Genomic DNA, 22,026 nt, shown 5'->3' with positions numbered 1-22,026 from the left:
GCAGGATGGCGATGTCAATCAACCGATCTTACGATCAATTTTATCAAATTCGTCCACGATCCAGCCGCCGAACGTCTCGATCATAAACAGGGATGCCTTTTTCGGCACCTGGGTTCGCTCAACCAGAATAAACAGACGTCCAATTTCAAGTGACTTATCCGGGTAATGACGCAGGAATGCATCGGCACACTGCCGCAGGGACAAGGCCAGGCGCTGCTCCCGGTGCAGCACCAGGGAAAAGCAGCTCCAAAGCATTTTCCGGGCAACCGCTTCACAATAATCGAGATAATTTTTCACCACCTTGGTGGCCATGATTTTGGCGCGGTACTCGCTCAGCTCTTTTTTGATATCCCCGTCCATAGCTTTGGCAATATCCCAACTGGCTTCAAAACAACCAAACCGGCTTGCCAAATCATCGCCGTACAGACAAAGACAGCAATGTTTGAGCCAAAAACCCCAGCGGAATATCGCCTCCAGCGACAGCACCTTGGTCAAGTCACCAGCTTTCAGCGTTACCCCGGGAATGACGGGGTGATGTGATGCAATCCGCCATTTCAGCGTACTGAGGACCGACTGCTCTGAAGCATTGAGTGGTTTCTCCACAATAAGCGTCAGGTTCAGATCGGACTTCCCGGGCCTGGCTTCGCGCCGGGCTACACTGCCGTGAACGTAAATACTGTGCAAATTTTTCCCAAGGCCAGCCTTGAGCTGGTTCACAGCGTCGAGCAAGACCGGCAGATATTCATCCTGAAACGGCGTTTGGCCATCAATTACAGGTAAAGTGCGTGCCACGCTTTATCCTTTCAATTTATTCCACAAGCAAGAACAGAGTTGACGAGCTTGAATTCTACCAAATCATCCCGCTTGAACGAATCATAACACTCGATCCGCCGTTGTTTTCTGAACGGGCTACCGTCTCTGTCGCCAACTTGGACAGAACAGCGCAATCTGCGGCTCTCCGAGACACAATGACCGTGGATTTTTTAATCAGACAACTCATACATCGGCGCATCTGATAGCCGAACACTTCCTGCCAGGCATCGCATCTTGCCGTCGTTTGGGTATATAATCGGAATTCACTCACACCCAAGATTGAATGAGTTTATGGAAGCATCAAACCTGATCGCCTATGACGATGTCATTGACGCGGCGTACGATATATTTCTAGAAATGGCTGCCGACAGCCTGGAACCGGCAGACGTGATCCTGTTCACCGCCCAGTTTGAAGACCGTGGTGCCGCTGAGCTGGTTGAAACCAAAGACGACTGGGCCGAACATGTTGGGTTTGATGTCGATAAAGACGTGTATGCTGAAGTCCGAATCGGGCTGGTCAACGAAGAAAATGATGAGCTGGATGATGTTTTTGCCCGCTTGCTTGTTAGCCGTGACCCGGACAATAAATTCTGCCACATCCTGTGGAAGCGCGACTAAGTTTGCTGTACACGGCATGAGCATCAAAAGGGAGCCACATCATTCGGCTCCCTTTCTTTTACCCTCAGCCGGGCTTAATACCTATCACGCCATCACCGGCGTATCCTGATGATGACCGCGACGTACCCAAATCAGGCTAAAGACCACCAGCAGCGCCATCACGCCCATCATTAGCCCAAGACTCAGCTGATCACTCACGCGCATGGCAGACGCCGCTAAGGTGGCCAATCCAGCCCCTAAGTTCTGTAAGCCACCCAAGATCGCCCCGGCCGTTCCGGCATGATGCGGAAACGGCTCTATCGCCGCAGTCGTCGCTGCCGGAAACAGCACCCCCGCCCCGATAAAGTAAACAAACGCGCCGCCAATCAAAGAACTGACCGTAACCAGCCCGGCGAGGCCCGGTAGCAGAATCGTCGCTGAGCCCAGCCCCACCGCACAAGCCCCCAGAAATAACACCCGCGCATTGCCGAGACGCTTCATCAAGCGTGACGACAACCAGGAGCCTGCCAGATACCCCGGCAGCGGCACCACAAACAACCAGCTGACCGTTTTCGGGTCCAGCTTAAGCACACTGCCGAGCAGCACACCCGCCGCTGCTTCAAAGACGGCCAGCCCGGCAAACGTCGCCACCAGGCACAGCACATACCCCTGAAAGCGGCGGCTCGACAGCACATAGCGATAACTCTGCCAGACCCGCTCAGCGCGACGTCGTTCAACCGGCAACGTCTCCCGGAACAGGGCCATCATCGCCAGGGTGATCAGCGTGCCGAACACCAACAGAAAAATATAGCTGGCGTGCCAGTCAAACGCAGCAGATAAATAACCACCGAGCACCGGCGCGATTAAAGGTGAGAAAATCACCCCCATGCTCACCAGGCTGTTGGCACGATGCAGTTCCACACCATCGTAGCAGTCACGGGTCACTGTCCGACACATCGCACCACCACAGCCGGTGCCAATCCCCTGAATAAAACTGGCCAGCAGAAAAAGTTCAAACGTCGGGGCCACTAAAGCAGCCACAGTCCCCACCAGGAAAATGGTCATCCCCATCAGGATCACCGGCCGGCGGCCAACTCGATCAGACAAAGGGCCATAGATAAACTGTGATAAACCGTAAGGGATCAAATAGGCCGCCATGACTGCCTGTAAATAGGAAGACTCGACCGCGAAGAAAGTCGACATGGCCGGGATCGACGGCACATACATGGTTTGTGTCATCTGACCGGCAGCCGCCAGAATGATTATTAAAAATAACAGCTTTGCCATACTGGCAGCAGAAGATTGCTGAAACACAACCCATCCCTCATCACAGAATAAAATAATGAAAACTTGTCTAAAATTGAGAAAACAGCCAAAAGGCAGGATAAAACACCAAATCTAATCAACTGATAAAACATGATACTCAGTTTACGGGGATACTTAGATTCAAGCCCTGTTTTACGCTGGAGATACTAATCCGGAAGCCGAAAACTGGCAAGCACTTAACATCGCTGGCAGCACGAAACTTTATTATGATTTGGATTAGTAAAAGTAATGACAATAGAGAGGTTTGGATTATTATTAATCCCCTGAATAAGACGGCGGGCAATCAGCAGATAAATAAAAACCCTGCCGGGCAGGGTTTGAACATTCGGGATGAAATTTCTTAATCGAAATTAAAGCGGTGCTTACCGTGGCTGGCTTTGGTCCGCAGGTACTGCTCATTACCCTCTTTGACGTGCGCCTTGGTGCCTACAACTTCGGCGATCTCAATTCCGTGATCTTCCAACTCTTTGATCTTTTTCGGGTTGTTTGTGATCAAACGAATGGTCGAGATGCCCAACGCCTTGAGCATAAACGCCGCTTCACTGAAATCGCGCAGATCATCGCCAAACCCCAGGTGATTATTGGCTTCATAGGTATTCATGCCCTGGCTCTGAAGCTCATACGCATCAATCTTGTTATACAGGCCAATCCCACGACCTTCCTGGCGCAGATATAACAGCACGCCGCCTTCTGCCCCCATTTTTTGAATCGTTTCATCCAACTGCTCACCGCAATCACAGCGTGAAGAGTGAAACACATCCCCTGTCAGGCATTCCGAGTGCATGCGAACCAAAGGCGGGACAGATTTTTTATCGGCTTTCTGAAAAATCAGGGCAACATGCTCTTTGCCTGATTCAAGCCCGTTGAAAGAAAGCAGTTCGGCAGCGATGTTACTCTGCAAGCCGACTTTAAAAGGCACACGTGCCCTGACATTCACCATGTTGTTCCTAGTATTTCCGCATCAGCAATGACCTTCCAGACCAAGTACAGCGCTTTCACCGCACGAGCCAATCGCCGGATTCGGCCAGACCATCATTGCAAGTCATGTGACTGAATGTTCAATTGCCATCCTAAGTTGTGCATTAAGTTGTGATCAGGCAACGAACACGCTTTGGTATGGCTTAGATGATATCTAAAATTATTACACTAAAACAGCGCAACTGTGTTTCTTCGACGCATCAAGCCTGACATGGGATAATCGCCCCAACATCGAAGTGTTATGTTATAACATTTCACACCCATCCGCACTACACCCTTAATTGCATATGATTTAGGTGAAGATGGGGAAATCTGTCCGTGTATCATCGCGTTGGACGATGAACAGCGATTGAATCAAACGGGTCTACTCACCGTCCCAAGCCATAGTGTCGTTCTAGCTGCGGATGCAGAAAGGTACAGGCAGAGAGCAAAGTCATGCAGATCACCGTGCCCATGATCATCAGCATTCTTGACCAATCCTCGCCCATGATAATACGGCTGGTCAGCATTTCAGCGGTGATCATCACCCAAGCCGATGCAACGAACAATAGTGCCAGCTGAACCATCCGGACGATCCAGCGACGCCTGACCAGCAACAGCGCTGGCAGCAGTAACCAGCAGAGAAACCATCCCATCGCTCCTCCCCGCAAAAAGTGGGCAGCCAGCAACCAGAAACTCACCACATTCGGTGCGAGTAACCCGAACAATACCAACCTGTGCTTCACCCGAGCCATACATGCTTTCCTCCATTTTTTGCTCTATAAGTTGCAAATAATATACGCCTTATAGAGCAATCAAGAAACTAAGCGTCGCGGCATATCAATGAATACCGGAGCACTCACCGAAATTTTGCCGGTCGCATCACAGGCTTCAGCGCCTACAGGGCTGACGATTGCATCATCACGGCTTCCTGCTCATCAGCCAGCTGAATCAGGCGATCCAGGATCCGCTCACCATCCGCGCGCAAGCCGTTGTGCTCATACTCATTCGTCATCCAGGCCCTGGCATTAGCCAGCTGGCTCAGGGTCTCACGACTATAGTCAAACTCTACATACATATCCTCGACATACACCGCAGCAGCCACAGGCACGATATTCTTCTCCAACTGAGCCGGATCATAGAGTTGCGGCCAATCAGATTTCGCTGCCAGAATATCCGCAGCCGCTTTCAGTGGCTTCAGTGTGTCGAGTTGGTCAAACATCCACGGATAAACCATTTCACCAGTAAAGTTGAATGACTGACCTGGGGTATAGGAGCACTGCGGGTACTCGGCCCGGACTCTGTGCGCCGACCAGTCAGAGGCATTCTGCTGACAATAAATGGCTTCATGCAAAATCGCATAAATCGGGTTGGTCTGGTAAGACTGCTCCGCTAGCATGGCATTAAGGAAGCTATAGCTCAGGGCTGGTTTCCCGTCGACCTCGACAAAGGCTTCCTCAAGCATATGGTACAGACCGAGCCCGCCACCACTGCGGCCTAAGTTAATCCCGATCAACTGGAACTGCTCGACAGTAAAGCGCTGCCCATTTGGCAGCCGGACATCATGCTGCAGCAAATGATCTGCAATTTGACGACACAGGCTCTGCGCTTGCGGGAACTGGGCAAAGAACGCCGCATTCTTATCGAGCACACGCTGATAGGTTGCCTGGTAAACCTCATCAGCATGTCGTGTCAGTGGCGGGATCCCGCCGGTCACATAAGCACGTCTCAAGCTTTGTGGGTAGTAAGACAAGTAGTGCAGAATACAGAAGCCACCAAAACTCTGTCCCAACAGCGACCACTGTGCAATCCCAAGTTGCTTACGAATGGCTTCAGCATCACGAACGATATTATCGGCCCGGAACTGGCTCAGATACGCCACTTGCACCTCAACCGATTGACCGGCCAGGGTCTGGGCACTGACAACCTGGCTGTTCCCGGTGCCACGCTGATCCAGCAGCAACACCCGGTACTGTTGTAACGCCCGCTTCAACCAACCGGCGTTGGCATCGGGACGTGGCGACGGAAAGCCCGGCCCTCCCTGAAGATACACCAGCCAGGGCAGGTCCTGCTCCTGTTTCTCCTTGGCCACGACTTCACGGGCAAACACCGTGATGGTGTCTTTTTCTGGCTGGGAATAATCCAGGGGAAGGTGGAATTGGTGTGTGCGGCAAAGCATCCCATCGACAACATAAGCTGACTGCACTGTTCTCTCCTTGTTTGTCAGTACATCCGTTTTCACGGGAAATCATCTGAAAGGTCTTATCATATCAGACAGATAGCTAATGACCATCCGCTGATATCGGCCAAGCGTATCTCAACAAGACTAAATAGGAACACAAATAACTACAGTTACCATTTGTGTTTATACTTTAAGCAAGTGTCCTGACGGTGAAACTGCGATGGCCCCCTTTCTTGAAGTCAATCAGCTGGCGTGCCGCTTCAGCGCACAACCTGTGTTAAAGGATCTCAGCTTCACGCTTGCACAGCAGGAAATAGCCTGTCTGCTCGGGCCTAGTGGTTGCGGGAAAACCACCTTGCTCCAAGCCATCGCCGGCTTTATCCCGCTCAGCCACGGCCAGATCCGTCTTCAGGGCTGTCTGTTATCGACCCCCAACGGCCTGGTTGCGCCTGAGCAGCGCAAAATCGGGATGGTGTTTCAGGACTATGCCCTGTTCCCCCATCTGACGGTCCGCGACAATATCCGTTTTGGCCTGCATCATCTCCACCACAGCCGCCAGCAACAACAAGCCATCATCGACGAGATGCTCGAACTGGTGCAGATCCCGGCCCTGGCCGGGCAATACCCGCACCAGTTGTCTTATGGCCAAAAGCAGCGGGTCGCCCTCGCCCGGGCACTGGCAAGCCAACCCCGGCTACTGTTAATGGATGAGCCTTTCTCCAGTTTAGACACCCCGCTCAAACATGTGCTTTACGAGGAAATTCGTGCGATCCTGCACGCAAAACAAATCACCGCGCTCATCGTCACTCACGACAAAAACGAAGCCTTTGCCCTCAGCGACAACATCGGGCTCCTGCTCCAGCACCATATTGTTCAGTGGGATAAACCTGCGGCCCTGTTTAACAACCCGGCCAGCCCCGATGTCGCCCGATTCCTCGGCCGGGAGCAAGCGATTCACGGTGTGGTTGCGACGCCTGATCAGATCAAGACCGAACTTGGCTTGATACGGCTTCCTCCGGAGCGGCAACCCTGGCACTCCGGCACGCCATTGACTGTTTTCTTGAGTCCGGAAGAAATCGCCCTCCACAAATCAACGCGGCTGGCTCAGGGGAAAATCATTCAAAAGGTATTTATGGGGGCTGCGAGCCTGTATACCCTCCGACTCTCATCTGGTCTGCAGCTCAGAGCCCGCCCGACCAACGGTGACGATTTTCAGATCGGCGAGCAAGTGGGGGTTCAAATTGCAGCAAGGTACCTGGTGGCCTTTCCACGTGGTGAAGTAGTTCCGGAGCAATTCGTTCAAACACCACAGCGTGTCACCAGTGCAGCATGTTATAGCGGTACGCTTAACGGAACCACGCATAAGGGAGCCGCGCTTAACGAAACAAGGTGGTCTGGGCGTTGAGCAACTCAGCAAAATGCACCAGAAACTGCCGCCCCACCAGCTTCCCTTCCCGGTAGTCAACTTCGAGATCGTCCTTGTCGCTGAGCAATGCCCGACTTCGCAACGCCCGTTCGGGGGCAATTTGAATCACTTTCAGTCCATCCGGCGGCTCGAGCAAAAAATGGTTCAGATCATCATAGGTCCGATAGTAGCGGTTGAGCATTTCGATAATCTCAGCACTTTTTCCCTTCCCGGTGATAGCCAGGAAGCGCTCGATGTTCTCGGCGGACAACAAGCGCCACTGGCTGTTTTTCCCGGCAGGTTCTGGCGCTTGCGCCCCCTCAGCTTCGACTTCGGTCGGCGGGATCACGACCTCAGGTTCCGAACGGACTTGCTGTTCGGGATTTTCGGGCTTATCTTGCCACAGCTTCCACTGGTCAAATCGCTGGGTGAGATCGGTACGGATCGCCTTCACCCTGTCCAACGACTGGTTCAGGCTGAGCTTGTCGATATAATCCGGCAGAACCGTTTCTATTTTTTCCCGCCAGTCGTTGAAACTACCGCTTTCCTCTCCCTTCAGACGCTGGATCGGCTCCGTTCGAACCACCACTACTAAATCGGCACCACGGTGCCATGCTTCCTTTACCGGTACCGCAGCACTCACGCCGCCATCCACCCATTCCAGCTCACGCAAGCTCACCGGCAGGTTATAGAGCACCGGGATTGCACAAGAGGCCCGCAACACTTCCTGCCAGTCATCCTGGAACATCGGCAGATAAATATCTTCCAGCGTATCTTTGCGCGTCGCACAAGCCAGCGCGGTACGATGACGTAACACTTGCCTGGCCGTATCAATATCAAGCCGTGTCGGGCCATCTTCTGCCACCCGCTCAAGCGCCCAGTCCAGATTCATGGGCTTTTGCTTGCTCAGATATTTATAGAGATTGAAAAACTCATTGTCGGTGGTGTAATCAACGATGAAGTGATAGCCGAATTTATGCTGCCGGCTAATAAAGGAGGAGAGATTCAGCGCACCCGCTGACGTCCCTATATAAAGTTCGAAAGGGTCAAACCCGGCTTCGAGAAATGCATCAAACACGCCTGCGGTGAAGATACCCCGCTGTCCGCCACCCTGGACCACCAAGGCAATTTTTCGGTGGCGAACACTATCCAGGCGCGTAGAAAAACTGTTAACAAGCTGTAAATCAGTATCACTCAAACTAAACGGCAGATGATTCATCAAAGTCACTCTTGTCAAAATGGGTGAGCCACGCTCATCTGACAGACTATCATCACTCGCCTAATTGACACAAAGGTCATTTAAAGCCCTTTCAGAACAAGGCTATTACACTGAAATAGAGATAAGCCCGAAGGTCAGAATGACACTTATCACCGTTACCGCAGTAAACAGTGCCAGTTTCAGATCGAATTCCATGATTAATCCCCTATTAAGTGCAATGTTTTAACACATTATTAACCCTACTTGGGGGGCAGTTCAAGCTTATTTATATTAAAAGCGCATCATTATCAGAATGCTGTCACAATTAATCTATCTTAGGTTAAAGGAATCGTATCTCGCTATGAAGGTATTGTCTCTTGTCTCAATCATGGGTCTCATGATGCTCACCGCAGCTTCCCCTTCTGCCGCCGAAGAAAACTCGTTCTATGTGACACCTTATATCGGCTATAGCTTTTCAGAATCTGTGACCGATGAAAACGGTACCAAAGTGAGGATCAAAAATGATCCCCATGTCGCCCTTGCACTGGAAACGGATATGGATCAGGGCCGGGTCGGATTATTTCTCAGCCACCAGCCCAGCGAAGTGAAAGGCATTCAAGGTGACGGCTCTTTGACCTATGTTCACTTCCAGAGTGCCATGCGCTATCAAAGCTCCCCCAGGGTTGATGCCTTATTCGGCCTCTCACTCGGTACAACGTTGTCTCAAGTCGACTGGATTGATGAAGATTTGCTGTTTTCGGCCGGTGTTTTTACCGGAGCAGAATATAAACTGAGTCACAATATGCGCCTGGTGTTCGAAGCGCGCTGGCTGGCCAGCAGAGTCGACGGTCAGTCGAAGAGCAGCTGCCAGTTGCAGAGCAGCGGTGAGAACTGTCAGATTCGTCTTGATTCGGAGTGGCTTAGCCAGTGGCAGACCAACCTGGGGCTGACGTTTTCATTTTGAGCACATACTCTAAAGGCTAGATTATCTAGCCTTCCCCTCGCTCAGTACTAAGAACAGCTATATTTTGGTGAATTATCAGTCAGAGTTATCCCTCGGAAAAAATAATATTTCTCCCTGTGATGACGAACAACCCTAGAGATTTTCTCTAAATATTCCCTTCCTCCATCCCTTTTCGCTTATCTGTCCTACACTCAAGCAAAAGTTAACACTAGCACCAATGAAGGTTAACAAACCTACACTCTATTGCTTTACATTCTTACAGTGGCTAATCTCAAACCATGAACGTGGTTATTCAATCCAGATCCCACGTTACAGGAAGTAAAAATTCAGAATAATTAACTTTGATTTCAAAGTTTCATAGAGAATTGCAGTACATAAGGAGATGCTTATGAAACGTGAACAATGGGGCTCCCGAGCCGGGTTTATCCTGGCAGCGGTCGGCTCCGCAATCGGTCTGGGGAACATCTGGCGCTTCCCGTATATGGCTTATGAAAACGGCGGCGGCGCATTTTTTATTCCTTACCTTTTCGCCATGCTCACTGCCGGTATTCCATTCATGATTATGGAATTCAGCTTAGGTCATAAGCTGCGCGGTGCAGCGCCACGCGCTTTTTCTAAAGTCGGGATTAAATTCGAATGGCTGGGCTGGTTCCAGGTCTTTATCGCGACAATCATCGCAGTCTACTATGTCGCCGTGATTGGCTGGGCGATTTCCTACCTAGGCCACTCATTCACTCAAAGTTGGGGGACGGATACCAACGCCTTCTTCTTCAGTGAATATCTGAAACTGGGCGATAACACCCCAACCCAACTGGGCAGCCTGCAGTTCCATATTGCCATTCCGATGGCGATTGCCTGGGCAATCACCTTCGCGGCAATTTTCTCCGGCGTCAAAGGCGGGATTGAACGTGCCAGTAAGATTATGATGCCATTGCTGTTCCTGTTAGTGATTGGCCTGATCACCCGAATCGTATTCCTGCCGGGTGCGATGGACGGCCTGAACTATCTGTTCCAGCCGGACTTCAGCAAGATCCTGGATGCTAAAGTCTGGTCCGCGGCTTACGGTCAGATTTTCTTCACCCTGAGTGTCGGCTTCGCCATCATGATTGCGTATTCGAGCTATCTGCCAGAGAAATCAGACATCAATAACAATGCGTTTATGACCGTGCTGATCAACTGTGGCTTCTCAATCACAGCCGGTATACTGATCTTCGGTGTCTTGGGTTACATGGCCCAAGAGCAAGCAAAACCGCTGACGGAAGTGGTTTCTGCGGGAGTTGGACTGGCATTTGTCACCATTCCGGCGGCCATTAACTTACTGCCGGCCCCTTATATTCTGGGCCCACTATTCTTCCTGGCACTGGTTGTGGCCGGTTTGAGCTCACACATCTCGATCCTGGAAGCCGTGACCTCTGCCATCATTGATAAGCTGAACTGGAGTCGTAAAAAAGCAGCCTCAGTGGTTTGCGGGACTGGATTTGTGGTCTCGATGGCGTTCGCCACTAACGGCGGCCTGCTACTGCTGGATCTGATCGACTACTTCATCAACAACGTCGCGCTGCTGACCAGTTGCCTGATTGAGTTGTTGATCATTGGCTGGCTGTTTAAAGCCGCGGATGTACGCAGCTACACCAACAAGATTTCTGAATTCACAATCGGGAAATGGTTTGAAATCTGTATTCGCTTCCTGAGCCCTGCCATGCTGGCAGTGATTCTGGGAACCAACCTGGTCAATACATTCAATGATGGATACGGCGGCTATGCAATGTCTGACTTGATGCTGCTGGGCTGGGGACTGGTTGCTGCCATGTTTGTCGTGGCTGTAATCATCAACCTGACCTCAAAACCTCAAACTCACCAGGAGGCGTAAGTTATGACAATTGGCGCAATTATTATGATGCTGTTTGGACTTGGGATCACCTGGGGAGGCGCAGCTTACTGCATCTCCGTTGCCATGAAAAACAAGCAACAGTAACACAACCCGAACTATGAACAGAGGCTTCCCCGTGAAGCCTCTGTTTTATGCACAGCGCTTGGTGTGCAACATCTGATACCAATCACCGTCAGTCAGGGATCAACCATAGCGCTTTTACAAGCGAGGATGCTCCCTGATTTGACTATGACTGGTATGGTGTGTTTATCACACAAATGCAAGCCTGCAACCTCAACTTTGCTAGCCATGATTCATTCCGGCAAAGATCCCTTTTCCTTATTCCAATCGTGCCTTTACAATCCAACGACCTGCTGATCGAGTCGTTCAACTGTGCCGTACGGGCTCAAAACCTACCGGCTACCGTCAACGATGCGCTCAGCCATAAATCTAAGAAAAGTCTACTCAAGGAAAGGCAATGAAGTTACCTGCTATTATACTCTCGCTTGCACTCCTCCCTTCGTCAGTGCTTGCTGCCCAAGAAACAAGCTGCCAAAGCGACAAATATCACCAATATGTGGATGCATCTCTGTCATGGTACCAAAGCCTGGTTGATATCGCGGTTCAAAAAGACCCGAACCTGAAAGAAGTCGGTGACTGGTTCCTGGAAGGACGTAAACACCATTTTGAGCTGAACCGCGAGGCTGTAGATTGGTATTTAGAAAATGATAAGGACAAGCTGGCCCTGTCGCAGCCAATTGAGTCCTGGCTGAAGCTGACGCAGCAAGATGTAAAAGCCCTTTCGCAAGAAAACAACGAACTCGGCCGTATAGCCAAACTGTCGTTTGATGACCGTCAAAGCAAACCACACCCGAAGAACTATGAGCTCCGTAGTGCATTTGCCGATCTGCTCACCCATCCGGGCGATATTGATCAGCCGCTCAATGCCTACAACGAAAAAATGACCGCGATTGCGGCCATTGAATGTCAGTAGCCCCCTGCAAGCCGGACCGATTACGGTCCGGCCAGGTACTCCCCCAAACGCGTTTCATCCGACTCCCCCGCCTTATCCATCGCCTAAGCAGATAAATGTTCCATCTATCATTAACTACACGTATCCTTACGCCCCATAAAAATAAACCAAATCACAAAATAACCATTTGATTTACGTGTATTTATGGGGAACACAATGACCAGCCTTCGACTTTGCCTGGGCGCAGGGCTCATCTCTGCGACAGCAACAGCGCAGCCTTATCCGCAATGGGAGCCAGGTTTCGGCGGAGAAATCGCGCTGATGGCCAGCTATGACGAGCGAATGGATGAATCGACACCACAGACACCGAAGCCACCGCCAAGTGCCCCGCGACATCCCAAAGACACGGCGCGATCACCAAAAGATGACAACAAAAAATCGAAAACAAAGGTTATACCTTTCGGCATGCTGACTTATACCTTTGCCCAAGGCGATCAGCAGCTCTATTTCGGAACCAGCCGTTCCGACCTTGCCCTGGGACGGTTTCATGCTGAGCTGGGGTACGTGCGGCAACTCAATGATGGCAGCCGGGTCAGTTTCGGCTATGTGCCCGGACTTCTCTCCAAGGAAGTGGATCGCGATCCGTTTGCTGGCAAAGGGATCAAAAGTAAAACCGACAGTACGGTTGAAGCTGTACGGTTGAAATACAAGCAAATTCTGGGCTCTGCACTGTCTCTCGAGCTGGCAGCAGGCAAACAGCAGATCGAAGATGAGCAAAGTGGCCAGCAGCTTGATGATACTGCAACACAAGCAGCGCTGATCCGTGAAGGGGATATCCTGTTTAGCCAGTTGAGCTACCTCAAGCCTCTGGGGCAAAATCAACGGCTGCGTACTGCGCTGAGCTACAGCCGCTTGGACGCGCAGGGCGATGCAGTGGCCAGCCATAACTATGGCGCGGAATCCTCCTTGGTCCATCAGTTCCAGCGGGCCAGTCTGGCCCTGACACTGAAGTATCGTTTCAGCGATTACGATAGTATTCACCCGGTTTACCAACAGCGCCGCAAAGATCAACGGTGGGGCGGGTTCCTGGCTTATGAGTATCGCGAACCCTTTGGCTGGAAACGATGGAGTCTGGTCACACTCGCCGGCTATAACGACACCCAATCCAACATCCAATTCTACGATGAACAACGTCTGCTGATCAGCGCCGGTGCCCGTTACACACTCTGATTTTCGCCCCGCTCGCCCCTGACGAGATCTCAAAAATCAGCCCGAGATTGAACCCAATTGGGCTTTTTACGGGACATAACAGGCAAATTGCATTACATTAACAGCAATTTGCCAATTTCAGTTTGAAGCACCTATCCCCTATGGCAGTAGATAACCGAAAAGCCGATGCAACGGAAGAATCACTGCATCGCATCTTTACCGTGCCGGAGGCACCTGATTCGACCCTGGGCCGAATCGAGAAAGAGATTTCAGAAAACCTGAATGCGTTTCTGCAAACGCATATTGCGGCAACGGAAAAGCCGCTGGTCGACATTGAGAAGGACTTTTCCTCGGCTGATATCCCGGAAACCCCTTCCTTTGTCTCTGACCATACGCATTTTCTGCTCGACAAACTGGTGGCCCAGTCGGTCCATACCTCTGCGCCAAGCTTTATTGGTCATATGACCTCAGCCCTGCCCTACTTCCTGATGCCGCTGTCCAAAATCATGATTGGACTCAACCAGAACCTGGTCAAGATAGAAACCTCCAAAGCGTTTACCCCACTGGAGCGTCAGGTGCTGGGCATGTTGCACAACCTGATCTACCACGAATCAGATGACTTTTATCAGCAATGGATGCACAGCGCCAACCATTCACTGGGCGCTTTTTGCTCCGGCGGCACCATTGCCAACATCACCGCGCTATGGGTGGCGCGAAACCATGCCCTGCGGCCAGACGGCGAGTTCCGTGGCGTCGCCCAGGAAGGCCTGTTTAAAGCCATGAAGCATTATGGCTATGACGATCTGGCGGTGCTGGTGTCTGAGCGTGGTCATTACTCGCTGAAAAAAGCCGCTGATGTCCTGGGGATCGGCCGCGACAGCCTGATTGCGGTGAAAACGGACGACCATAACCGGATTGACCTGCAGGCGCTGGAGCAGACACTGGCTGAGCTGAAGGCGAAGAATATCAAACCGTTTGCCATTGTCGGTGTTGCTGGTACCACGGAAACCGGCAATATCGATCCGCTGGATCAACTGGCCGATATCGCCCAGGCGCACGACTGCCACTTCCATATAGATGCCGCCTGGGGCGGTGCAACCTTGATGTCCCATAAATACCGGCCTCTACTGAAGGGGATTGAGCGGGCTGACTCGGTCACCATCGACGCCCATAAACAGCTTTATGTGCCGATGGGTGCCGGCATGGTCATCTTTAAAAACCCGGCCTTGATGACCGCCATTGAGCATCATGCCGAATACATCCTGCGGAAAGGCTCGAAAGATTTGGGTAGCCACACTCTGGAAGGCTCACGGAGCGGGATGGCAATGCTGCTGTTTGCCAGTATGAACATCATCAGCCGGCCCGGCTACGAGATGCTGATCAACAACAGTATCGACAAAGCCAAGCACTTTGCCGCCCTGATTAAGGCGCACCCGGACTTTGAGCTGATCTCCGAGCCGGAGCTGTGCCTGCTGACCTATCGCTACGTGCCAGCCGACACGCAACGTGCGCTCACGCTGGCGACCGCGGAGGAGAAAGAATCGCTGCTCAACGCCCTCAATGATCTCACCAAGTTCATCCAGAAGCGGCAGCGGGAATCCGGCAAATCCTTTGTTTCCCGGACCCGCCTGAATCCGGTGAAATGGGATCGGAAAATCACTACAGTATTCCGGGTGGTTCTGGCCAACCCGCTCACCACGGAGACCATTCTGGAAGATGTGCTGAGTGAACAGCGAGCACTGGCCAAACTCAGCAGCATCAGCTTACCGACAATTCAATCGCTGACTGACACCATCTTAAAGCGTGAACAAATTTCGCTCTCTTAAGTGATATAAAAACAGCCTGGGATCTGCCAGGCTGTTTTATTTTGCGTTCATGTCATACCCACACAAATCAATAAACTCAAAATATTCAACACATCATTTTTAATAAACATTGCCCGGTTATCAGTCTATTTATCATTTTCGTTCTCTCCAGGTTAAATAGCAGTTAATGAAAAACAACATCCCCTGAAAACCTCTAACAAATCCCTGATTTTCAACAATTCATCCTTCTTGATTCAGATCAACGAAAGTACAGTTAACTCAGAAGGCTCAAGCCGGATTTACAGAAAAACCGGCGATTTATGACAAGTTGTGAATAATACAGCAATAAGAAGGGGATGCTTAAAGTTCACAATAAAGCGGGTTATGAATCACCGGCAAACATATACCCTTCACCGTGAACCGTCACAAATATTTGCGGATTTTTCGGGTCGGATTCCATCTTGGCGCGCATACGACGAATCAACACATCAATCGTCCGGTCATTTGGGGCTTCAACCCGATGACTCAGCATATTCAGGATCCGCTCCCGGCTCAGCACCACATTCGGGTGAGAGGAAAACGCCACCAGCAATTCATATTCTGCCTTGGTCAGTTTCACCGGCTCGCCATGGTGGGTCAGCGCGCGGCGGTTGATATCAAACTGCCAGTCACCAAATGAAATGATATTGCTGTCCTGGGTCACTGAGGTGCCCTGCTCACGAGCTTTCTCCGCTAAGCCAATGCGCCACAACAGGTTTTTCACCCGGACCAACAGCTCACGCAGCTCAAACGGCTTGGTGACATAGTCATCGGCCCCCATCTCCAGACCGACAATCCGGTCAATACTATCCACCCTGCCCGTGACCAGAATAATCCCGACTTCAGAGCGGCTTCTGAGCTCCCGGGTCAATAGCAAGCCATCTTCACCCGGCAAGTTAATATCCAGCATCACCAGATCGATACGTTCACTGGCCATGATTTCCCGCATCCGATCACCACTCTCGGCTTCACTGACCTGATACCCTTCATTTTCAAAATACCCGACCAGTTTGGCGCGCGTAACAACCTCATCTTCGACAACAAGAATGTGATGACTCATTTTTCACTCTTCATTTAATTCAGCAGCTTTTAAAACGGTAGCACAAGGTATACCTGTTAACAATTTTTAATAAAGCAGGCAATCCTGTTCATCCCCAGCGTTAACCTTATTCATATCATGGAATTAAGATAACACCAGAAAAAATATTAGTTCACCGTCAATTACGGAAACATTCATACTGTAACGGAATCTTCCACTATGAAAAAACTTTGGCAAAAAATAAAAAAGCCAAGCAGCAAGTATTCCATCCTTGTGCTAGTGCTGGTCGGGATCGGGCTCTCCCTGGCGGGAACCTTTGTGGTCCATAAGGGCTTTGAAATGACTTCAACCATCGAGTTCTGTACTTCTTGTCACACCATGGAGCAAAACTACGCCGAATATAAAGAAACCGTGCATTTCAAGAATGCTTCTGGCGTCCAGGCGCAATGTGTGGATTGTCACCAACCGAAAGATTTTCCCGGCAAAGTATTCCGTAAATTAGAAGCGGCCAAAGATCTCTATCACCATTTTGTTACCGGCAAAATTGATACGCCGGAAAAATTTGAAGATCACCGTCTTGAAATGGCTCAGACTGTTTGGGATCGCATGAGCAGTCAAAACTCCAAAACTTGTAAGAGTTGCCACGCCTACGACGACATGGATCACAGCAAGCAATCAGCCAAAGCCGCCTTCGAAATGAAAAAAGCGGCGGCAAAAGATATGAACTGCATTGAATGCCACAAAGGGATTGCCCACGAGCTGCCGAATATGGCCGGTGGTTTCCAGAAAGACTTCCAGGCGCTACAAGCCACCGCCAATGAACAAGGCGCAACGGCGCAAACCCTTTTCTCACTGGGTGAAAAACCACTGTTTGCCACCGCGGATGCCAACAGCAAAGCAGAAGGGAAGCTGCTACCGGCCTCTGAAGTTCGGGTACTGGGCCGCCAGGACAACATGCTGAACGTGAAAATTCAAGGCTGGCTGGAAAAATCCGGTAAAGGCCGGGTCATGACCGAGTACATGGGCAAACGCGTGTTCAAAGCCACCATTCGCGGTGATGTGAAAGCAACGCAACAGGTGCTGGCCGAAGAAACTGACAGCGCGACTGACATCGTCTGGCAGCAAGTCTCCGTCGAAGCCTGGGTGACCGCTGATGACATGATCGACAACATCCAGCCAATCTGGCAATACGCCGAGCAGATGTACGGCTCAACCTGTAACGCCTGTCACGCCGCCCCGGATCCGGCGCACTTTACTGCCAACGGCTGGATTTCAGGTCTGAATGCGATGAGCGCCTACTACCGCCTGAGCAAAACTGAAGAGCGGACCCTGCTGAAGTACCTGCAGAACCACGGCAAAGACACCGGTGGCACCGGCGCCCACTAATTCGAACCGCGGCGGGCTCGATTCCCCCACCCGCCGCGATTGACTCAAATTTTTGTAAAGGATTGAACTATGGCGACTCAACATCAACCACAAGGCATCACGCGCCGTCGCTTCCTCTCCGGGCTGGCTGCTGCCAGTGCCGCATCTGTTGTCGGCACCAGCCTGCTGGCGCCGCGCCAAGCCATGGCCGCCCACGAAACCAAAGCCAGCTTCACCGGTGAAGTCCTGTCCGGCTCTCACTGGGGCGCCTTCCGCGCCAAAGTCGAAAACGGGGTCTGGGTCGATACTGTACCGTTCGAGAAAGACAAGCACCCAACCAAGATGATCAACGGGGTGCGGGAAGTGGTCTATAACCCGGCCCGGGTCAAATACCCGATGGTCCGCCTCGACTGGCTCAAGCATGGCTACAAATCGGATACCACCCAGCGCGGCGATAACCGCTTCGTTCGTGTCCCGTGGTCGCAGGCGCTGGACTTCTTCTATCACGAGTTAGAACGAGTTCAGACCTCTTATGGCCCGAGCGCACTGTATGCCGGCCATACCGGCTGGCAGTCGGTGGGTAAGCTACACTCTGCAGGGACCATGATGAGCCGGGCGATCGGCCTGCACGGTACTTACCTCGGCAAGATGGGTGACTACTCGACCGGTGCCGCCCAGGTGGTGCTGCCGTATGTCGCCGGCGCCATGGAAGTGTATGAGCAGCAAACCTCCTGGCCGCTGGTGCTGGAGCATTCCGACACCATCGTGATCTGGGGCTCTGATCCAATCAAGAACCTCCAGGTAGGCTGGCTGGTGCCGGACCACAGCCCGTATGCCTACTACCAACAGCTGGCTGAGAAAGTGAAGCACAAAGAGATCAAGGTGATCTACATTGATCCGGTCCGCTCTCAGACCCAGAAGTTCGTCGGCGGCGAACAGATCCCGGTCAACCCGCAAACCGATGTGCCGCTGATGCTGGCCATTGCCCATACCCTGTACAAAGAAGATCTCTACAGCAAAGATTTCATTGCCGACTACACCACCGGCTTTGACAAGTTCCTGCCATACCTGCTGGGCGATAAAGACGGCGTTGAGAAGACCCCGGAATGGGCCGAGAAAATCTGTGGCATCGACGCCGACACCATTCGCACTCTGGCACGCCAGATGGCCGGTGGCCGCACCCAGATCATTGGCGGCTGGTGTCTGCAACGGATGCAACACGGTGAGCAGTATGCCTGGATGCTGGTTGTCGTCGCTGCAATGCTGGGCCAGATCGGCCTGCCGGGCGGCGGCTTCGGCTTTGGCTGGCACTACAACGATGCCGGTTCAACCACCTCTAACGGCCCGCTGATGTCCGGCTTCAGCGGCGTAACTGGCATCGATCCGATCCATAACGGCTCATTCAAGGGTTACTCCACCTATATTCCGGTGGCACGTTTTGTCGACTGTATCGAAAACCCGGGTAAAACCATCCAGTGGAATGGCCATGATGTGAAATTCCCACACATGAAAATGGCGGTGTTCTGCGGCAACAACCCGTTCCATCACCACCAGGATCGCAACAAGATGATCAAGGTCTGGCGCAAGCTGGAAACCGTAGTCAGCATCGATCATCAGTGGACCGCCACCTGCCGCTTTGCCGATATCGTGCTGCCTGCAACCACCACCCATGAACGCAACGACATTGAGCAGTACGGCAACCACTCCAACGCCGGGATCATCGCCCTGCCGAAAGTGGTTGAGCCGATGTTCGAAGCCAAAGATGATTTCGATATCTTCCGCGATCTATGCCGTCGCTTCGGCCGCGAAGAAGCATTCACCGGCGGCAAGAGCCAAATGGAATGGATCGAACACATCTACAACGGTGCCCGTCTGCAAGGCCGTGGCCTGGGCGTGCGGATGCCGAACTTCCGCAAATTCTGGGAAGGGGAAGGCTTTATCGAATTTCCAGAAGGTCAGCAATGGGTGCGCCATGCTTCCTTCCGTAATGAACCGGATCTGGAGCCGCTGGGCACCGCGTCCGGCCTGATCGAGATCTACTGTAAGACCATTGCCCAGATGGGTTATGACGACTGTCAGGGCCATCCGATGTGGTTTGAGAAGAAAGAGCGCAGCCATGGCGGTCCACGCTCGGACAAGTTCCCGCTCAACCTGCAGAGTACGCACCCGAACCACCGCCTGCACTCTCAGCTGTGCTCATCCACCGAGCACCGGGCGAGCTACGCGGTGGCCGATCGCGAACCGATCTACATCAATACCACAGATGCCCAGGCGCGGGGGATTCAATCTGGCGACATCGTTCGTGTCTTCAACGACCGGGGCCAGGTGCTGGCCGGTGCGGTTGTCACCGACGACTATAAAGCCGGGGTTTGCCGGATCCATGAAGGCGCCTGGTATAGCCCTTTGGAAGGTGGCAAGCCGGGCACCCTGTGTACCTACGGCGATCCGAATGTCCTGACCCAGGATATCGGCTCTTCCAAACTGGCACAGGCCACATCGGCCGCATCGGCTCTGGTGGACATCGAAAAGTACACCGGCCCGGTGCCGGCAGTGAGCGGTTTCAACGGCCCGACGGAGGTGACCGATATTAATCCGTTGTTCCCGGCGATGGATCTCGACTAAACCGGTGATCTCCCTCTCTATCGCCAGACGGATATAAGGTGCCAGCATAGCTGGCACCTTTTCCGAAGCGGCAACACCCGGCACAGGATTCTGATGCAGGGTATTATAATCAAGACGATAACGCAGGCAGATGCGCGGTGCTCAGATCAAGTACCGGGCAACGATGCCCAAAACGACATTAAATAAGCGAAACGCTGGAGCCGCCATGCAAGAAATAATTGCTTTCAACGAACAACGCGCGGAGATCTACTGGTGGATGTCTTCCCTGCTCTCACGCGAACTGACGGCTGAAGATCTCAGCCATTACCATAGCGGGGAGATCCTCACCTTTCTTTCCGGTCTGGCCATGACCCCGGAACTGAAACAGCCAGCGCAAGATTTCCAGAACGCCCTGCAACGGCTGGAAAACCGTGCCGATGCACAGCTAGAGCTGGCAGCAGACTTCTGTGGCCTGTTTCTCAGCACACCGAAAACCGGCGCCCTGCCTTATGCGTCCGTCTATGTCGGCGAGAGCGGCCTGCTCAATGACCAGCCAGCCCAGGACATGAATCAATGGTTAACGCGCTACGAGATTGCCCAGCGTAAGGAGTTCAACGAACCGGCGGATCATCTTGCCGTCGAACTGGATTTCATGGGCAACCTCATTATCCTCGCCAATCAGCAAAACAGTGAGCAAGCGGCCGAACCGCTGATGCAGGCGCAGCAACAATTTCTCGACACCATGTTGCTCAACTGGTTACCGGCCTTTGCCCAAGCGTGCCAGGCTCGCGATCCGTTCGGCTTCTATGCAGCCGCCGTCAATCTGCTGCTCGCTTTCTGCTGGCTTGACCGTGCCTTTTTGGCCGGTGAAGGTGAAGCGCAAGAATCATAGCCATCAACACTCTCCATCCTCCTTGCCGACACCCTGGGTGTCGGCTTTTTTCTGTACAAACATTGCCAAGCGAAAAAATGCAAGCTGTTCAGCAAAGACACAGCTTTCATGACACATCACTGACATTCACCTCACGATGCTTCGCTACATTAATTGCCATACCGCGCTCCTGGAGCGTTCAATTGATTTAGCAAGAGGTATCCGCCATGACCAATACACGTTCAAGTATTGCCCGTTCGTTGTCTGTGAAATCATCCGCGCAACGCTGGTTCATCAGCCTGTCATTGCCTCTGGTTCTCCTGGCGATGATGTTGACGCCACAGGCCAATGCCAGCCTAGCCAATAAAACAGCGACCCCTCCGAAAGAAACCGTCGAGCGCATTAATGCGATCCAGCGTGATCTCACCAGCATCCGCCAGCAGGCAATGCAATCGAACCCGGAACTGGCCGATCAAGCCAAACAGCTGGAGCTGGCGTTCGAGAAAAAAGCCAAAGAAATCGGCTACGACCCGCAAGCCTTTGTCACCCAAGCACAGGAAATCCAGACCAAAATCCAGACCGAAGATCTGTCTAAAGAAGAGCGTAGCGAACTCATCCAGACCTTCATTGCCGCCAAGAAGAAAATGGCGGAACAGCGCCAGCAAATTACCTCAGACAAGCAATTGATGGGGATGCAGGAAGAACTGCAACAGGAAACCCTGGTCGCAATGAAAAAGCAGGATCCAAAAACTGAAGCGCTGGTGAAAGAGCTCAGCACGCTGGTTGATCAAATTCAGTAAGCCACAGACAAA

The 22,026-nt window shown here is 52.1% G+C and carries 20 protein-coding genes; 12 read left to right on the top strand and 8 right to left on the bottom strand.

Translation table 11 applies throughout. The annotated features are described in order from the left end of the window. Window positions 1-18: 18 nt before the first annotated feature. Complete coding sequence (locus tag NNL38_RS06720) at window positions 19-792, bottom strand: nucleotidyltransferase domain-containing protein (RefSeq protein WP_255390239.1); 774 nt, start codon at window positions 790-792, stop codon at window positions 19-21. 312 nt (window positions 793-1,104) lie between these two features. On the opposite strand from NNL38_RS06720, the gene NNL38_RS06715 reads away from it, so the two are divergent. Next, window positions 1,105-1,431 (top strand): HI1450 family dsDNA-mimic protein, encoded by a 327-nt coding sequence (locus NNL38_RS06715; RefSeq protein ID WP_255390238.1) that lies wholly within the window; start codon window positions 1,105-1,107, stop codon window positions 1,429-1,431. 84 nt (window positions 1,432-1,515) lie between these two features. On the opposite strand, the gene emrD is transcribed toward NNL38_RS06715, so the two are convergent. The 4 genes from emrD to NNL38_RS06695 all read right to left on the bottom strand — a co-directional run bounded on the left by emrD (window position 1,516) and on the right by NNL38_RS06695 (window position 5,899). Beyond that, the gene (gene emrD, locus NNL38_RS06710; protein WP_255390584.1) at window positions 1,516-2,697 is read right to left on the bottom strand and encodes a multidrug efflux MFS transporter EmrD; all 1,182 of its coding nucleotides are present in this window, start codon (window positions 2,695-2,697) and stop codon (window positions 1,516-1,518) included. Window positions 2,698-3,076: 379 nt separating this feature from the next. Beyond that, on the bottom strand, window positions 3,077-3,676 hold the full coding sequence (locus tag NNL38_RS06705) for a GTP cyclohydrolase II (RefSeq protein WP_255390237.1): 600 nt from the start codon (window positions 3,674-3,676) through the stop codon (window positions 3,077-3,079). Between the two features lie 406 nt (window positions 3,677-4,082). Then, window positions 4,083-4,448, bottom strand: coding sequence for a hypothetical protein (locus tag NNL38_RS06700; RefSeq protein WP_255390236.1), 366 nt, complete (start codon window positions 4,446-4,448; stop codon window positions 4,083-4,085). Window positions 4,449-4,591: 143 nt separating this feature from the next. Continuing rightward, window positions 4,592-5,899, bottom strand: coding sequence for an alpha/beta fold hydrolase (locus NNL38_RS06695; protein WP_255390235.1), 1,308 nt, complete (start codon window positions 5,897-5,899; stop codon window positions 4,592-4,594). Between the two features lie 196 nt (window positions 5,900-6,095). Between NNL38_RS06695 and NNL38_RS06690 the strand changes: the two genes are divergently transcribed. Next, on the top strand, window positions 6,096-7,280 hold the full coding sequence (locus tag NNL38_RS06690; RefSeq protein WP_255390234.1) for an ABC transporter ATP-binding protein: 1,185 nt from the start codon (window positions 6,096-6,098) through the stop codon (window positions 7,278-7,280). Here NNL38_RS06690 and NNL38_RS06685 read toward each other — a convergent pair. Continuing rightward, on the bottom strand, window positions 7,252-8,499 hold the full coding sequence (locus NNL38_RS06685) for a patatin-like phospholipase family protein (protein WP_255390583.1): 1,248 nt from the start codon (window positions 8,497-8,499) through the stop codon (window positions 7,252-7,254). The genes NNL38_RS06690 and NNL38_RS06685 overlap by 29 nt on opposite strands. A gap of 105 nt (window positions 8,500-8,604) precedes the next feature. Then, complete coding sequence (gene cydH / locus NNL38_RS24770; protein ID WP_369414597.1) at window positions 8,605-8,694, bottom strand: cytochrome bd-I oxidase subunit CydH; 90 nt, start codon at window positions 8,692-8,694, stop codon at window positions 8,605-8,607. Window positions 8,695-8,839: 145 nt separating this feature from the next. Here cydH and NNL38_RS06680 point away from each other — a divergent pair, with 145 nt between their 5' ends. From NNL38_RS06680 to panP, 6 genes are all read left to right on the top strand, one after another. Further along, window positions 8,840-9,442, top strand: coding sequence for a putative outer membrane beta-barrel protein (locus NNL38_RS06680; RefSeq protein WP_255390233.1), 603 nt, complete (start codon window positions 8,840-8,842; stop codon window positions 9,440-9,442). A gap of 388 nt (window positions 9,443-9,830) precedes the next feature. Beyond that, on the top strand, window positions 9,831-11,312 hold the full coding sequence (locus tag NNL38_RS06675) for a sodium-dependent transporter (protein WP_255390232.1): 1,482 nt from the start codon (window positions 9,831-9,833) through the stop codon (window positions 11,310-11,312). 3 nt (window positions 11,313-11,315) lie between these two features. Next, complete coding sequence (locus NNL38_RS06670) at window positions 11,316-11,417, top strand: MetS family NSS transporter small subunit (RefSeq protein WP_255390231.1); 102 nt, start codon at window positions 11,316-11,318, stop codon at window positions 11,415-11,417. A 373-nt stretch (window positions 11,418-11,790) separates the two neighbouring features. Next, complete coding sequence (locus tag NNL38_RS06665; protein WP_255390230.1) at window positions 11,791-12,306, top strand: hypothetical protein; 516 nt, start codon at window positions 11,791-11,793, stop codon at window positions 12,304-12,306. A 195-nt stretch (window positions 12,307-12,501) separates the two neighbouring features. Continuing rightward, on the top strand, window positions 12,502-13,515 hold the full coding sequence (locus NNL38_RS06660) for a DUF2860 family protein (protein ID WP_255390228.1): 1,014 nt from the start codon (window positions 12,502-12,504) through the stop codon (window positions 13,513-13,515). Between the two features lie 140 nt (window positions 13,516-13,655). Continuing rightward, window positions 13,656-15,320, top strand: coding sequence for a pyridoxal-dependent aspartate 1-decarboxylase PanP (gene panP, locus NNL38_RS06655; protein WP_255390227.1), 1,665 nt, complete (start codon window positions 13,656-13,658; stop codon window positions 15,318-15,320). Between the two features lie 361 nt (window positions 15,321-15,681). Here the strand turns inward: panP and torR are convergent, their stop codons facing one another. Then, the gene (gene torR / locus NNL38_RS06650; RefSeq protein WP_255390226.1) at window positions 15,682-16,398 is read right to left on the bottom strand and encodes a two-component system response regulator TorR; all 717 of its coding nucleotides are present in this window, start codon (window positions 16,396-16,398) and stop codon (window positions 15,682-15,684) included. A 198-nt stretch (window positions 16,399-16,596) separates the two neighbouring features. On the opposite strand from torR, the gene torC reads away from it, so the two are divergent. The 4 genes from torC (at window position 16,597) to NNL38_RS06630 (ending at window position 22,014) form a co-directional block, all read left to right on the top strand. Further along, on the top strand, window positions 16,597-17,763 hold the full coding sequence (gene torC, locus NNL38_RS06645; RefSeq protein ID WP_255390225.1) for a pentaheme c-type cytochrome TorC: 1,167 nt from the start codon (window positions 16,597-16,599) through the stop codon (window positions 17,761-17,763). A 69-nt stretch (window positions 17,764-17,832) separates the two neighbouring features. Continuing rightward, a complete protein-coding gene (gene torA / locus NNL38_RS06640) occupies window positions 17,833-20,364 on the top strand; it encodes a trimethylamine-N-oxide reductase TorA (protein WP_255390224.1) in 2,532 nt (843 codons plus the stop codon). 205 nt (window positions 20,365-20,569) lie between these two features. After that, window positions 20,570-21,235, top strand: a complete 666-nt coding sequence (torD, locus tag NNL38_RS06635) for a molecular chaperone TorD (protein ID WP_255390223.1) — start codon at window positions 20,570-20,572, stop codon at window positions 21,233-21,235. 206 nt (window positions 21,236-21,441) lie between these two features. After that, on the top strand, window positions 21,442-22,014 hold the full coding sequence (locus NNL38_RS06630) for a hypothetical protein (RefSeq protein ID WP_255390222.1): 573 nt from the start codon (window positions 21,442-21,444) through the stop codon (window positions 22,012-22,014). Window positions 22,015-22,026 lie beyond the last annotated feature (12 nt).

The sequence above is a fragment of the Photobacterium atrarenae genome (genome assembly GCF_024380015.1).
Lineage (GTDB): Bacteria > Pseudomonadota > Gammaproteobacteria > Enterobacterales > Vibrionaceae > Photobacterium > Photobacterium atrarenae.
The sequence above is the reverse complement of the archived record's forward strand: the minus strand, read 5'-3'. Positions and strand labels throughout refer to the sequence as shown.

Excerpts from the sequence above, each read along its gene's own strand:
- torD (WP_255390223.1), top strand. The coding sequence starts at position 20,570 with ATGCAAGAAATAATTGCTTTCAACGAACAACGCGCGGAGATCTACTGG.
- NNL38_RS06680 (WP_255390233.1), top strand. The coding sequence starts at position 8,840 with ATGAAGGTATTGTCTCTTGTCTCAATCATGGGTCTCATGATGCTCACC.
- NNL38_RS06665 (WP_255390230.1), top strand. The coding sequence starts at position 11,791 with ATGAAGTTACCTGCTATTATACTCTCGCTTGCACTCCTCCCTTCGTCA.
- torC (WP_255390225.1), top strand. The coding sequence starts at position 16,597 with ATGAAAAAACTTTGGCAAAAAATAAAAAAGCCAAGCAGCAAGTATTCC.
- NNL38_RS06690 (WP_255390234.1), top strand. The coding sequence starts at position 6,096 with ATGGCCCCCTTTCTTGAAGTCAATCAGCTGGCGTGCCGCTTCAGCGCA.
- NNL38_RS06660 (WP_255390228.1), top strand. The coding sequence starts at position 12,502 with ATGACCAGCCTTCGACTTTGCCTGGGCGCAGGGCTCATCTCTGCGACA.
- NNL38_RS06675 (WP_255390232.1), top strand. The coding sequence starts at position 9,831 with ATGAAACGTGAACAATGGGGCTCCCGAGCCGGGTTTATCCTGGCAGCG.
- NNL38_RS06705 (WP_255390237.1), bottom strand. The coding sequence starts at position 3,676 with ATGGTGAATGTCAGGGCACGTGTGCCTTTTAAAGTCGGCTTGCAGAGT.
- cydH (WP_369414597.1), bottom strand. The coding sequence starts at position 8,694 with ATGGAATTCGATCTGAAACTGGCACTGTTTACTGCGGTAACGGTGATA.
- torR (WP_255390226.1), bottom strand. The coding sequence starts at position 16,398 with ATGAGTCATCACATTCTTGTTGTCGAAGATGAGGTTGTTACGCGCGCC.
- NNL38_RS06715 (WP_255390238.1), top strand. The coding sequence starts at position 1,105 with ATGGAAGCATCAAACCTGATCGCCTATGACGATGTCATTGACGCGGCG.
- NNL38_RS06700 (WP_255390236.1), bottom strand. The coding sequence starts at position 4,448 with ATGGCTCGGGTGAAGCACAGGTTGGTATTGTTCGGGTTACTCGCACCG.
- NNL38_RS06670 (WP_255390231.1), top strand. The coding sequence starts at position 11,316 with ATGACAATTGGCGCAATTATTATGATGCTGTTTGGACTTGGGATCACC.
- emrD (WP_255390584.1), bottom strand. The coding sequence starts at position 2,697 with ATGGCAAAGCTGTTATTTTTAATAATCATTCTGGCGGCTGCCGGTCAG.
- panP (WP_255390227.1), top strand. The coding sequence starts at position 13,656 with ATGGCAGTAGATAACCGAAAAGCCGATGCAACGGAAGAATCACTGCAT.
- NNL38_RS06685 (WP_255390583.1), bottom strand. The coding sequence starts at position 8,499 with ATGAATCATCTGCCGTTTAGTTTGAGTGATACTGATTTACAGCTTGTT.
- NNL38_RS06630 (WP_255390222.1), top strand. The coding sequence starts at position 21,442 with ATGACCAATACACGTTCAAGTATTGCCCGTTCGTTGTCTGTGAAATCA.
- torA (WP_255390224.1), top strand. The coding sequence starts at position 17,833 with ATGGCGACTCAACATCAACCACAAGGCATCACGCGCCGTCGCTTCCTC.